The sequence below is a fragment of the Pseudomonas sp. WT-JTC genome, from assembly GCF_056711565.1.
The window spans coordinates 3,364,714-3,378,402 of record NZ_CM160042.1; the positions used below are offsets into that span (position 1 = coordinate 3,364,714).

Annotated in this window: 13 protein-coding genes; all 13 read right to left on the reverse strand. The window is 59.9% G+C overall.

Going from position 1 to position 13,689, the window contains the following annotated elements; genetic code table 11:
- Positions 1-188: 188 nt before the first annotated feature.
- Positions 189-1,292, reverse strand: a complete 1,104-nt coding sequence (gene gbdR / locus AC06G5_RS15425; RefSeq protein WP_413704768.1) for a choline metabolism transcriptional regulator GbdR — start codon at positions 1,290-1,292, stop codon at positions 189-191.
- A gap of 571 nt (positions 1,293-1,863) precedes the next feature.
- A complete protein-coding gene (locus AC06G5_RS15430) occupies positions 1,864-3,474 on the reverse strand; it encodes a gamma-glutamyltransferase family protein (protein ID WP_413704767.1) in 1,611 nt (536 codons plus the stop codon).
- A gap of 82 nt (positions 3,475-3,556) precedes the next feature.
- Entirely contained in the window at positions 3,557-4,336 is a 780-nt protein-coding gene (locus AC06G5_RS15435; RefSeq protein ID WP_413427461.1) for an amino acid ABC transporter ATP-binding protein, read from the reverse strand.
- A gap of 2 nt (positions 4,337-4,338) precedes the next feature.
- Positions 4,339-5,112 carry an amino acid ABC transporter permease gene (locus AC06G5_RS15440; protein ID WP_413427460.1) on the reverse strand — a complete coding sequence of 258 codons (774 nt, stop codon included), beginning with the start codon at positions 5,110-5,112 and terminating at the stop codon, positions 4,339-4,341.
- Positions 5,113-5,124: 12 nt separating this feature from the next.
- Positions 5,125-5,931, reverse strand: coding sequence for an ABC transporter substrate-binding protein (locus AC06G5_RS15445; RefSeq protein WP_480457380.1), 807 nt, complete (start codon positions 5,929-5,931; stop codon positions 5,125-5,127).
- 72 nt (positions 5,932-6,003) lie between these two features.
- Positions 6,004-6,672, reverse strand: coding sequence for a GntR family transcriptional regulator (locus tag AC06G5_RS15450; RefSeq protein ID WP_413427458.1), 669 nt, complete (start codon positions 6,670-6,672; stop codon positions 6,004-6,006).
- 441 nt (positions 6,673-7,113) lie between these two features.
- Positions 7,114-9,882: a cystathionine beta-lyase gene (gene metC / locus AC06G5_RS15455; protein WP_413427457.1), complete on the reverse strand. Its 2,769-nt coding sequence runs from the start codon at positions 9,880-9,882 to the stop codon at positions 7,114-7,116.
- A 22-nt stretch (positions 9,883-9,904) separates the two neighbouring features.
- Positions 9,905-10,561, reverse strand: a complete 657-nt coding sequence (locus AC06G5_RS15460) for a glutathione S-transferase family protein (RefSeq protein ID WP_413427456.1) — start codon at positions 10,559-10,561, stop codon at positions 9,905-9,907.
- Entirely contained in the window at positions 10,558-11,154 is a 597-nt protein-coding gene (locus AC06G5_RS15465) for a cysteine dioxygenase family protein (RefSeq protein ID WP_413427455.1), read from the reverse strand. The genes AC06G5_RS15460 and AC06G5_RS15465 overlap by 4 nt, the downstream gene beginning before the upstream one ends.
- Positions 11,155-11,171: 17 nt before the next feature.
- On the reverse strand, positions 11,172-12,008 hold the full coding sequence (locus AC06G5_RS15470; protein ID WP_480457384.1) for an amino acid ABC transporter ATP-binding protein: 837 nt from the start codon (positions 12,006-12,008) through the stop codon (positions 11,172-11,174).
- Positions 11,995-12,783, reverse strand: a complete 789-nt coding sequence (locus AC06G5_RS15475; protein WP_480457387.1) for an amino acid ABC transporter permease — start codon at positions 12,781-12,783, stop codon at positions 11,995-11,997. The genes AC06G5_RS15470 and AC06G5_RS15475 overlap by 14 nt, the downstream gene beginning before the upstream one ends.
- Positions 12,773-13,507 carry an amino acid ABC transporter permease gene (locus AC06G5_RS15480; protein WP_413427452.1) on the reverse strand — a complete coding sequence of 245 codons (735 nt, stop codon included), beginning with the start codon at positions 13,505-13,507 and terminating at the stop codon, positions 12,773-12,775. Before AC06G5_RS15480 ends, AC06G5_RS15475 begins: the two co-directional genes overlap by 11 nt.
- Entirely contained in the window at positions 13,504-13,662 is a 159-nt protein-coding gene (locus tag AC06G5_RS15485) for a hypothetical protein (RefSeq protein ID WP_413427451.1), read from the reverse strand. Before AC06G5_RS15485 ends, AC06G5_RS15480 begins: the two co-directional genes overlap by 4 nt.
- Positions 13,663-13,689 lie beyond the last annotated feature (27 nt).

The following is a 13,689-nucleotide window of genomic DNA, read 5'->3' on the forward strand; positions in this document are numbered from 1 at the left end:
TCGATGGCTAGCGGCTGCGCCCGCCCTGCTCTACCTGAACGAAGCCAGGATGTTTTTCGGTAGCACCAGGGAAGTCATCGAAGACATGATCAAAGCTGTCGAGTTAGTCCTGCTTCAACGCAACAATGAAAGTAATGCGCCTTACCCTATCCTGCGAGCGTTACGCTTTCGCAGGATAGGGTGAAGATTTATAGACGAACGCTGGCGAAGGTTGATTCGTTACGTGCCTGGCCCAACGCCGACAACGGCCCGGACAACGGCGACAGCACCAACGCTTGCGGCAGCGGCATCATCGCCACTTGCTGGGTAGTGTTGGACCCTACGCGTTCGTCACGCGGCGGAATGCCGAAGTACTCGCGGTAGCACTTGGAGAAGTGCGGCGTGGACACGAAACCACAGATCGACGCCACTTCGATGATCGAAATCGGCGTTTGCTTGAGCAACTGCCGCGCACGGATCAGGCGCAGTTTCAGGTAGTAACGCGACGGCGAACAGTGCAGGTACTTCTGGAACAGGCGTTCGAGCTGACGACGGGACACCGCGACATACACCGCCAGTTCGTCGAGGTCGATCGGCTCTTCGAGGTTGGCTTCCATCAGCGCAACGATTTCCTGCAGTTTTGGCTGGTTGGTGCCGAGCATGTGCTTGAGCGGCACGCGCTGGTGATCCTGTTCGTTGCGGATGCGCTCGTAGACGAACATTTCCGAAATGGCCGCCGACAGTTCGCGACCGTGATCGCGGCTGATCAGGTGCAGCATCATGTCCAGCGGCGCGGTGCCGCCCGAGCTGGTGAAACGGTTACGGTCGAGGGTGAACAGACGGGTGCTCATGGCTACCCGCGGGAAAGCTTCCTGCATCGCCGCCAGGCATTCCCAGTGCACGCTGCAATCGAAGCCGTCGAGCAGGCCGGCGCAGGCCAGGGCCCAGCTGCCGGTGCACACCGCGCCGAGGCGGCGGGCCTGACGGGCCTGGCTTTGCAGCCACGACACGTGTTCCCGGGTAACCGTGCGCTGAATGCCGATACCGCCGCAGACGATGACAATGTCCATTGGCGGGGCTTTGTGCATGGAGGCGTCGGGGGTGATCTGCAGGCCGTCACTGGCCCAGACCTGACCGCCATCGACGGTGAGGGTGGTCCAGCGATACAGCTCGCGACCGGACAATTGGTTGGCCATGCGCAGGGGTTCCACTGCGGAGGCCAGGGAAATCAGCGTGAAATTGTCCAGCAGCAGAAAGCCGATGGATTGAGGCGCACGGTTCTGGGGTTGGGCCCCGGAGTTGAACGTCGTCATCGCGGTATCTCCTCACACAAAGCGGGTGAATGGCCTCAGGCGAAGGCTCTTTTTATTCTCCCGTCCAAAAACTGGTGGGATTGTTCCTATTCAACTTGCAAAGGTCATACCCAGTTACATAGTTTTCAATGAATTCAAAAACGACATCACCCAATGCCTCTATATCGGGGGGATTGCAGGACGAGAGCCATAAGGGAAACGCTTGAATTATTGCTCCGTTCATCAGCGCTGGGCACATTGGTAGCACATAAGCAAGAGATGTCTATAAACGACAACTTATTTGTCACCGACGTCCACATGTCGGTTTTTGAATACAGCAATGACCAATGCCCCGATTTGGTCAGATACAAGCGCCATGCACGATAAAAGTGCTCTGTAACCGGAATGAGACGTACCAGTAACCGGGCCTGGGCCTGTGCCGCGGGGCACAGTCGCGGACAAACCCTGATCGCGTTCCCTGACAAACTGATAAAGCCAAGCTGTTCGGCGCTGCGAACGATCGCAATCAGCGCCGTCTGCCACACAAACAAAAAAAGAGACCGGGGTCTCTTTTCCTGTTTTCAGCGGCCCGCTACCACACGGCGATATGGGAGTCGGCTCGCGGCTCGGTGCCGCCGCACAGCACACCGGAGTCCGGGTCACGGATGATGATCTGCCCTCGGCCATAGTTGATCAGGTCGCAATCAACCTGAATCTGGTGTCCGCGCCGTGCCAGCGAAGCGGCCAGGTCCCGAGACGCCCCGTGTTCGATGCCGACCTTCATATCCCCCAGCCATTGCCACCGCGGAGCGTCCAGCGCGGCTTGGGGGTTGAGACCAAAATCCAGCAGATTCATGACCATCTGCACATGGCCTTGGGGCTGCATGTAGCCACCCATGACGCCGAACGGTCCCACCGGTGCGTCGCCTTTACTGATGAAACCGGGAATGATGGTGTGAAAGGTTTTTTTGCCCGGTGCCAGGCAGTTGGCGTGGTCAGGGTCGAGACTGAATTCCTGCCCGCGGTTCTGCAAGGCGATTCCGCTGTCTGGCAGTACCACGCCGGAACCAAAGCCGTGGTAGTTGCTCTGGATGAAGGACACCATGTTGCCCTCCGCATCCGCCGTGGCCAGATACACCGTACCGCTGGCGTGGGGATCGCCGGGATTAGGTTCACGCGCCTGATCGGATATCTGTTCGCGACGTTGGCTGCTGTAGGCATCGCTGAGAAGGTCAGCCACGGCCACACGCATGTGCAGCGGATCGGTGATGTAATGCAGGCCGTCGCTGTAGGCCAGCTTCATGGCTTCCAGTTGACGATGCCAGGTCTGCTGGCTGTCCCGGTGATCGAAGTCGAAGCCCTGAAGGATTTTCAGGGTCATCAGGGCCACCAGTCCTTGCCCGCTTGGGGGAATTTCCCAGACATCGTAGCCGCGGTAATTGATGCTGATCGGATCTACCCATTGGGCGCGATAGTCCTGCAGGTCGCTGGCTCGCAGGTAGCCGCCGGTGGCGCGGGAATGGGCATCCAGGCGCTGAGCCAGATCGCCGCGATAGAGGCTTTCGCAAGCGCTGTCCGCCAGTTCTTCCAGCGTTCGGGCTTGCGCCGGGTTGCGGAATAATTCACCGGCCTTTGGCGCACGGCCATCAATCAGGAACGTATCGAACCAGACGTCGAGCACCGGGTCTCGATGGGGGCTGAATTCATCCAGAGCGGTCTGCCATTGTCGGGCGACCACCGGTGACAGTGGAAAACCCTCCCTGGCCAGGCTGATGGCGGGCTGCAGCAACTCGGCAAAAGGCAGCTTGCCGAACCGTCTGGACAACTGCGCCCAGGCCGAAGGGCAACCGGGCACCGTTACCGGCGTCCAGCCATAAAGCGGCATCTGCTCGTGACCACACGCCTTGACTGCATCGATGGTCAGTGCTGCCGGCGCATGGCCGTTGGCGTTCAGTCCGTGCAATTGGCCTTTGCTCCATACCAGGGCAAAGGCGTCGCCACCCAAGCCGCAGCCAGTGGGTTCAACCACCGTCAGAGCCGCCGCTGTGGCGATCGCGGCATCAATGGCATTGCCGCCGTTGCGCATGATTTCGATGCCGGCTTCTGCGGCCAATGGCTGTGAAGCAGCGACCATGCCGCGACGTGCAAACACGCTCTGACGTTGCGATGGATAGGGATATTCGTGGGCAGAAAATTTCAACATGGCAAAAGTTCTTCCAAACAAGGATTCATTGGCCGCAGGTGTCCGGTTCCATTGCCGGGTGAAAAAGACCCGACTGAGAAGATCACAGCACGCGGCTGAGAAAAGCCTGGGTTCGCGGGTGTGTCGGTCGACTGAAGATCTGCTCCGGCGGCCCCTGTTCGATCAATTCGCCCTGATCGAGCACCACCACGCGGTCAGCCACTTCCCGGGCAAAACCCATTTCATGGGTGACCACCACCATGGTCATGCCGTCATCGGCCAACTGCTTCATCACCTGCAGCACCTCGCCGACGGTTTCCGGATCCAGAGCGCTGGTGGGCTCGTCGAACAGCATGGCCTGGGGTTTCATCGCCAGCGCCCGGGCGATTGCCACGCGCTGCTGCTGCCCGCCGGACAACATCGACGGGTAATGCATGGCCTTGTCCGCCAGACCGACCCGGGCGAGCAAGGCCCGGGCCTGTTCCAAAGCTTCTGCGCGTGGCACGCCGAGCACCTGGATCGGTGCCTCAATGATGTTTTCCAGCGCGGTCATGTGGGGGAACAGATTGAAACGCTGAAAGACCATGCCGATGTCCCGACGCTGGCGAGCGATGTTGCTCTCGGAGTCGCGCACCAGACTGCCGTCGGCGCGCTCGCGGTACCCCATGGAGCGACCGTTGACGCGAATGCGACCACCTTGAATATCTTCCAGCAGATTGATACAGCGAATGAAGGTGGTCTTGCCTGAACCCGATGCGCCGATCAGCACCACCACTTCCCCGCGCCGCACCTGCAAGGAAATTCCCTTGAGAATCTCCAGGTCGCCGAAGGACTTGTGAATGTCCAGGGCCTCGATGATCAGTTCTTCACTTTTGTGCGCCATGCTTAACGCCCCCTCAGCAATTTCAGCGTGCCGCGACCGAACATGCGACTGCCAGCCGCTGGCGGTGCGGGTCGATCGGACTGTCCGAAACGCGCTTCCAGCCAACGCTGGAAAAAGCCCCAGAGGGTGGTCAGCAGCAGGAAATACATCGCCACCACCAGGTACAGTTCAAATACCCGGAATGTCGCCGACGTGACCATTTGCGTGCTCAGCAGCAACTCCTGCACGCCAATAACGCTGACCAGCGTCGTATTCTTGAGCATCACGTTGAACTCGTTACCCAACGGCGGAACGATGACCCGGAACGCCTGAGGCAGAACGATTCGCCGCATCAGTTTGGCGAAGGTCATGCCCAACGAACGCCCGGCCTCGTACTGCCCCTTGTCCACGGCACCGATCCCCGCACGGATGATCTCGGCCATGTAGGCGCCTTCGTTCAGGCCCAGTGCGATGATCGCTGCCTGGATGTTGCCCGGTACCACCAGGCCAAACAGCTCTACGTCTTCGAAGCGGAAGATCCCGCCGGCAGCCAATGCGGTGTAGAGAAAGACGATCTGCACCAGCAGTGGCGTGCCGCGCATCAGCCACACATAAAACCGTACAGGCAGGTTGAGTAGCGGGTTGCGTGACAGACGCATCAGTGCCGCCGCCAGTCCCAGCACACAGCCCAACGCCATCGCCAGCACACTGATCAGACAGGTCAGCCAGAGTCCGGTGAGGTACACCCCGCTCGGCTGCAACAGGTATTGCAAGAACACATCCCAATTGAAATTCATCGAGCGTTCGCCTCAGTCGAGTGTGTCGCTGGAGACATGCCATTTGCTCAGCAACTGCACGTAACTGCCGTCGCTGCGCATGTCACTGATGATCTGTTGTACCGCTGCGGTGAGCTGCGGATCATCCTTGCGAATCCCCAGGCCGGTGAGTATCCGGCTGAAGGCCGGCACCCCTTCCTCGAACAGTTCGGGCGCCATGGCGGCGTAGTAACCGGCGGTTTCCACGGTGGTACCGTAGGCGTCTACCTGACTGATGCGCAGCGCCTGAAAGGCGTCGGTGTCGCTGTTGTAGACCACCAGTTTCATGGGTGTCTTGCCAGCCTTGGTCAGCTTTTCGTTCTCGGCGTCCAGCAAGGTTTTGATCGTCGAGCCGTTGAGCACGGCCACCTTGTGCCCGGACAGTCCATCCAGGGTCTTGATGCCCTTGGGATTGCCTTTGGGAACGACCACTGACTGGCTGGAATACATGTAGTTGACGATGTCGATCACCTCCCGCCGTTCGGGTTTGTCGAACAGCTGATCAACGATCATGTCGCACTGCTGGGCGAGCAATGCCGGTAGCAACCCGGAGAACGGAATGACCCGCCATTGCACCGGTTTGTCTCCCAGACGTTTGGCGACTTCCAGCCCCAGATCGACCGTCAGGCCCTTGGGTTTTTGCGCCTCGTCGAAAGACACCAAGGGCGGTGAATCCATGCCCGAGCAATACGTGAGTTTGTCGGCCTTTTGCAGTCGCTCCGGCACTTGGGGCACGGCAACCGCCCACTGCGCACAGAGTCCGAGGGAAACAGCGGCAAGAAACATATGGCGTTTATGCATGACGAGACACTCCAGTTGTTTAGTAACGGGGCAGTACTCAAAGTCAAAACACTGTCGGGTTTGAGCCCGATTCTATTTTTCCGATTGCAGAAACTGGATCAGCGCCGGCACCGTGCCCTCGATGTGCTGACGCACCACGGCCTCGGCCCGGTCGACATCGCCTGAGCGAATGGCGTCCAGGATCACCGCGTGTTCCTGGCGAGCGCTCAGTGGTTTTTCGCTGTGTTGCAGCCACAGCCGCATCGGCGCCTCGATCAGCGAATACAGCGCCGAGATCTGCTTCATCAGCCGAGGACGACCGCTGAGGCTGCACAGGTATTCATGGAAGGCACGATGAAGCCTGACCCACTCGGCGCTTTCGTCGCGGTAGTCATCCATCTCGTCCAGCATGCGTTCCAGAGCCGCCAGCTGACGCTCGCCGATCCTGGGCACGGCCACGCGGATGGCCAGGCCCTCGAGGGCACTGCGCATCTCGAAGACCTCGTGCAATTCGTCGAAGTCCAGGCCACTGACAATGGCGCCGCGGTTAGGCCTCAGGGTTACCAGGCCTTGAGCATCGAGACGGCGAAAGGCTTCGCGCACCGGCATCCGGCTCATGCCGATTTCGCTTGCTATGTCCTCGGCGATCAGGCGGTCGCCTTTGCGGTAACGACCGCCACAGATCGCTTCCAGCAGAAAGTTGTAAGCCTCCTCCTCGGCGGTCAGGGGTTGACGTTCAACGTAGGTGGGAGCGAATTGCATAAAGTCACCTTTTGCAGTTTTGTATCCAATTATCCATAGATACAAAACAGCAGAAACCGTGCCAGTCTGCTTCGAACTGCCTCAAGCTCTTAATTGGAAAGGAGTTTCGACTCAAAAACCGATGATCTTCAGATCGGCGTGATACTCGCCGTGTGCTACGAAATGGCCCAGCACGCCCCAAATGGGTGAATAACGGTATCCAGGTAACAAATCGATACCCAATCGAACCGGGGCCTCTAGCCGAAGCGTCAGCTATCGGCACCTGGTTAAACCTTGGTGCATGGGCTTTTCGATTCGCCGATCATTTCTGAATCCGCGGGGATTCGCCCATCATCTGTCGTAGACAACATTCTCAAGCGGCAGTCTCAGTTCGCACCGGACCTGGTGTACTTGCCCCTCGAAAGCGCTACCCCCGAATTTGCATTACCCAGTGCAAACGCATCAAAACACTCGACCTTGACCCTCTCCTGAAACCCCAAACCCGCGCTGCAGATCCGCAATCAACTCTGCGACATCCTCCAGCCCGATGTGCAAGCGCAATACCGGGTTCAATGAGCGATCCGCCGCACTGTTGCGTTCTTGGGTATCGGCCACGGTAATCAGGCTTTCAAAACCGCCCCAGGAAGCGCCCAACCCGAACAGCTGCAGCGCATCGATGAAGCGCTCGACATACGCGCTGTCCGCCTCGTTCAGTTCAAAGGACAGCAAGCCATTGCTGCCAGTGAAATCCCGCCGCCACAAGGCATGATCGGGATGATCGGGCAAGGCCGGATGGAACACCCGCTTCACCTGCGGTTGCGCTTGCAACCAATGTGCGATTTCCAGAGCCTGACGCTCATGCACCTCCAGTCGTGGCGCCAGGGTTCGAGCGCCGCGCAGCACCAGATAGGCGTCATCAGGGCTGACGGTTGCTCCAAAGTTATCGCTCATGGACGCGAGTGCCGGCCACACGTCTTCGCGGGTGCAGACACTGCCCATGACCACATCGCTGTGGCCGCTCAGGTACTTGGTCAGTGCCATGATCGAGATGTCTGCGCCGAGTGTCAGCGGCCGGTACAGGTAACCGCAGCCCCAGGTATTGTCGACGGCCAGCAGGATACCTCGCGGTTTGCACAGGGCGGCAATGGCCGGCAGGTCGCACAGTTCATATAACAAAGAGCCTGGCACTTCGGTGTAGACCATTTTCGTGTTGGCTTGCAGCTGAGCCTCCAGGTCACGACCGTCCGGGGCGAAATAGCTGACCTGAATACCGAAGGGCTGAAGAAACTCCCGTGCCAGACGCCGCACAGGCGCGTATACCGCGTCGGTGATCAGCACATGATCGCCCGGCCGCAGATAAGCGAGAAACGTCTGCGCGACCGCTGCCAGCCCGGTTCCGAACAAGCGAGTGCGATAACCACCCTCCAGCTCGCTGACCAGGTCTTCGAGGGCAAACGCCGTTGGATTGCCGCGCGCCCCATAACTCAGCACACGCTCGCTATCACGACGAGCACGGGCATCACGCATTTGCGCCAGGTTGTCGAACAGCACGGTGCTCAAGCGAGTGACCGGTACATTGACTGCGCGGCCGCCGACACCCTGGGCCCGCGCTGAATGCACCAGCCGCGTACGCACCTGCGGATCCTGACGTGCTTGAGTCTGCAACGGTTTAAGGCTGGCGATTTCGTCGTCGCTCATCTGCGCCAGCAAACCGATCTCCCATGCCAGGTATTGACGCGCCGCGTCCTTGTTGCCGGAGTGGCGGTCATGGGTAAAGAACAGAAAATCAATGCATTGATCATGGGATGGAGTGTCCGGGCTTTCCTGCACGGAGAAACCCGCTGCACGCCAGGCATCGAGCCCGCCGTCCAGCAACCGTACTTGCGCACGCTGGGCTTCGGGCAATTCCTGTGCGGCGAACGAGGCCAGTTGCGCATCATCGGCCAGCAGCACCAGCGGTCGCTGCTCACCCGTCACGTGTCGCGTCAGCAACGGGCGGATCGACCAGCGCGAGCCGGCAATGTGGCCCTTGCGATAGGTCATGCCCGGACGCAGATCGATCAGCGCGACGGCCTCATCCTTGAGTGCATCAGACAGTACCTGGGCAGTGATCAATGGCAGCACCTCGTGGGCGATCACGTCGCTTGCAGGTAACGCCAGAGCGCTGCTCACGCCACCTGCCAACACATACGCTTCATGCCCCAACTGACGCAGCCAGCTCGCGACAATCGGCGCCCGTACACCATCGCTGTCGATCAGCACCAGCCGTGCCTGACGCACGCCGACATACAGATCAGTAGATTGAACCAGCTGACCGCCCGGTGTGTGTTGCGCGCCCTGTAAACTGCCGGCGGCAAACTCTTCGGCGGTGCGCACGTCGCACAAAAACAGACTGCGCCCGACATCGCCAGCCCACTGCTCGACCTGTTCAGCCGCAACCGTTTTCACCCCGGCCCTCTCCGCCAATCGGGCAGCCGCCAGCCGTTGCGCGGCCAATGGTGCAGCGCTCACGGTATCGGCATAACGACGGCTGCTTGCGTGCTCCAATTGAAAGTCTTCCAGATCCCAGCCTTGGGTTCCGTTCTCCAGGGCATAGACAGGGTTCTTCAAACCGAGGTTGATCAGCGTTTGCGCACCGATAATGCTGCGGGTTCGGCCGGCGCAATTGATCACGATCGGCGTGTGTTCGTCAGGCACCAGGTCATGGATGCGATACCCCAGTTCGCCGTTCGGACAACACACGGAACCGGGAATGGTCATCTTGCGGTATTCATCGAACGGTCGGCCGTCGAGCACCACCAAAGGCTCGCCTCGGCTTTGCCATTCGGCCAATTGTCGTGCGGTGACATGCGGTGTGTGACTGACCTCTTCGACCAATTCGCCAAAAGCCTTGGACGGTACATGCACGCCGGCAAACAGCTGATAACCGGCGGCCTGCCAGCCATTGGCACCGCCCTCGAGTATGTGCACGCGTTCATACCCCAACGCGTGAAGGCGCTGTGCAGCGCGCTTGGCAACATCGCCACCGTTCTGGTCATGGATCACCAGGCGCACCTGAGGGTTGGGCGCCAGTCGCCGTACCTCCAGCTCCAGTCGGCTATAGGGCAGATTGACTGCGAAAAACAGATGGGCTTCGCCATACTGGCCATGCTCGCGCACATCAAACAGGGCGATTTCCTGCCCGTCGAACAGCCACTGCTGCAATTGCCCTGGGGTTACGGTCTGGCTCATGGGGGTTGCGCTCGAAAGAAAATTATTGATGCGCCAGAGCGCGTTCATTGGCCGCCACTTCGCGGCCCTTCGCATATGCACGCTGAATGGCTGGACGTGCCTTGAGGCGTTCGCGCCAGGCACGGATGTGCGGGAAGTCCTGCAGTTCCTGTCCCTGTCGCTGCGGCTGAATCCACGGGAAAATCGCCATGTCGGCGATGGAGTATTCACCCGCCACATGCGGCACTTCAGACAGACGCGCTTCCAGTACCCGATACAAGCGCGTCGCTTCGGCATTCAGCAAATCCAAAGCGAATGGAATCGGTTCCGGGGCCTTCTCTTTAAACACCTGTAGCTGACTCAGGTAAGGGGTTACATGCCCCACCTGCCAGAACAGCCACTCCTGGACTTTCTGTCGTTCGACACTGCCTGCCGGCGGCAGAAAACGCTCGGCCTTGTTGGCCAGGTAATTGAGAATGGCGCCGGACTCGAACAGGCTCAGCGGTTCGCTCAACCCCTCTGGCGCATGGTCGACAATCGCCGGAATGCGGCCATTGGCGCTGATCCGTTGAAACGCCGCCTGCTTCTGTTCGCCCTCGCGGATGTTGATCGGCACCACGCGGTACTCCAACCCGAGCTCTTCGAGCAGGATGCCGATCTTCAGACCATTGCCGGTCGGCCAGTAATACAGATCGATCATGGGTAGGCCTTGATCGACGGCGCCATTTGCGAGGCGTTGTAATTGAGAATGCGTCCGTCGGCCTCAACGCCATAGCGACCGTTAAGGGACTCCAGCGGCAGGCCGTAGAGATGGAAATGCAAGGTCGCCTGCTCGCCCTCGACGCGAATGCCGTGCAGGTCTTCTCCCAAAAACGAGATCGACGTGCCGGGTTGGACGATCACTTCCTTTTGCAGATGCAAGGTGGTGAAACCCGGCTCGCGACCTTCGTCATCACGACCATAGACGTAGTTGATCTCCTGGCCTTCGACGGCACTGATGATCGCCCAGGTTTCGTGGTTGTGCGGGATCGTACTTTTACCCGGCAACAATGAGTTCAGGTATAGCGTTGGCGTGTCGCCGTCGTCGTTAAGCCGGTAGCGAAACGCAGTACTGCCCTGCCCCGGCACCGGCGCCGGGAACTCGTCGAAGTTGAACAGATCACGGCGCTCGGCCAGGGCTTCGAGCTGGGCAACGATTTCCACCAGCGCGGCGCGGTCGACGCCCCGTTGGTTGATCACGCGGATTTTCTTCAGGAAATCCTCGATGACGGCGGCACGGTTTTCGGTACTCATGAACAGGCTCCTCGGTTTTATACGGACAGGCTGTAGCGGCCCAGGTTGGTCAGCAGATAAGGGTCGTTGGCGACGGCGGGACGGCGCCCCGGATCGCCCACGGCATGGCGCAGGAATTCCTGGGTGCGCTCGCTGACCGGGTTCTGAAAAATCTGTGCGGCGCTACCGTGTTCAACAATCACGCCGTTTTCGGTGAAATAGACGATGTCGCTGATTTCTTCGGCGAAACGCATCTCGTGGGTGACCAGCACGCACGTCATGCCCTCTTCGGTCAACTCGCGAATCACGGTCAGCACCTCGCCGACGGTTTCCGGATCAAGAGCCGAGGTCACCTCATCGAATAGAATCAGCTCCGGGCGCATCGCCAGTGCACGGGCAATCGCCACCCGCTGTTGCTGACCACCGGACAGTTGTCCCGGATAGGCATCGGCCTTGTGCTCCATGCGCACTTTGGCCAGCAAGGCACGCGCCTGTTTTTCCGCATCGGCACGGCTGCGCCGCAACACCTTGCGCGGTGCAATCACCAGGTTCTCCAGTACCGACAGATGCGGGAACAGGTTGTACTGCTGAAACACAAACCCCACGCGTTTGCGCAGTTCGATGCGCTGTGCTTCCTGCACCAGCGTGTGAACCAAGGTAGAGCCGACGCGGATGCTGCCACGCTGGGGCTGCAACAGCCCGGTGATGCAGCGCAGGATGGTCGACTTGCCGGAGCCGGACGGGCCGATGATCGACACCGCTTGCCCCCGATACACATCGAGATCGATGCCTTTGAGCACCGGGTTGCTGCCAAACGACAGGTGCAGATCGCGCAGGCTCACCAGCGGCTCGGCGACAGTTTCAATAGAAGGCATAACGTCGCTCCAGGCGTTGGGTGAGGCGGGAAATCGGGTAGCAATAAGCGAAGAACAGCACAAGCAGGCTCAGGTAGATCACCACGGTGAAACCGGTCTTGTTCACGGTGTTGCTGGCAATCTGCGCGGTGTCGATCACGTCATGCACACCCACCAGAGAGGCCAGCGCGGTGCCCATGGTGATCACCGCATACAGGTTCATCCACGGTGGCAACATGCGCTTGAAGCACTGCGGCAGGATGATCGAGCGGAAAATCTGCCCCCGGGTAAACGCCAGCGAGCGCGAGGCCTCCCATTGCGTGCCGGGGATCGAAGCAATGGCGCCACGGAAGATCTCCGCGACGTTGGCACTCGCCGGCAAGGCCAGGCCGATGGTCACCTTGACCCAGTCCGGAAACGAGACGTAAGCGCTGCCGATGTGAATCTCGAACGGAAACACGTAGGTGGTGAAATAGATCAGCACCAGCCACGGAGCATTGCGGAAAATCTGCACCCAGATCCGTGCCGGCAAACGCAGCAGGCGCAGCGGCGATAACGCCAGCGCCCCCACCAGCAACCCCAGCAGCGAACCCAATGCAATCGCGAGCAGACTGATCAGGATGTTCTGGCCAAAGCCGGCAGCCAGGGCCGGCGACCATTGCAGCAGCGCCTTCAATACCGGGCTTTGCGGGGTGAACCAGAGCAACCAGAGCCCGGCGCCCACCAACAGCAACAGTTTGCCGACATGCCGACGCGACCAGGTCACCGACGGGGTGACGGACGATTCAATGGCCATAGCCGGGCATCCTCAGGCGCGCTTCAAGGTAGCGCCCCACACAATTGACGATAAAACTCAGCAGACCGAAAAAGCTCAGGATCAGAATCATCAGTTCCAGAACGTTATCGCTCTGCGTCCAGATCATGATCGACGCGTAGGTGATGTCGCCGACGGCAATCGCCGAGGCAACGGCAGTCATCTTCACCAGGTCGATCAGGTTGTTGATCAGCGACGGCAAAGCGAAACGCAGGGCCAGCGGCAGTTGCACGTTCCATAGCAACTGACGACTGCTCAATGCCAGCGAACTGGCCGCCTCCAGTGTCACCGCCGGTACCGCTTCAATGCCGGCGCGCAGTGCCTCGGCATGGAAAGCGCCCTTGTGCAAAGAAATCACGATCACCACCCAGGCGAACGGCGTCAGCGGGTTCGCTGCGCCGACGGCTTGAGTGAGCAACATGTTCAAGACGAGGAACGCGCAATACAGCTGCACCAGGGTCGGCGTGTTGCGCGTGACTTCGACGAACACACGTGCCGGTTTCGCCAACCAGGGATTGCCCGACGTCAGCATCGCCGCCAGTCCGAGCCCGGCGAGCAAGCTGCCGAGGATGGTGAACAGGCACAACCACATCGTGGTCAGCGCCCCCTGCACCACGGTGCCGCGCTGATAGGCGTCCAGCAGAAAGTTGTAGTTCAGACCGAACCCGGCAGCCCAGTGGACGAATAGCTCCAGCCAATGACTCATGCTGCGCCCCGCAATTGCGCGCCGGCCCGGGCGATACGGCGTCCGGCTTCAGTGACGCCATCGGTCGCGCTGGATGGGTGAACCCAGGGTGACAATGCAAGAGCGCTGGCCAGGCACAGTAAGGTCAGGTTTTTTGCGGAAAAATGACGGTTCATGCGCGACTACCTTGAATAGCCGTCGCA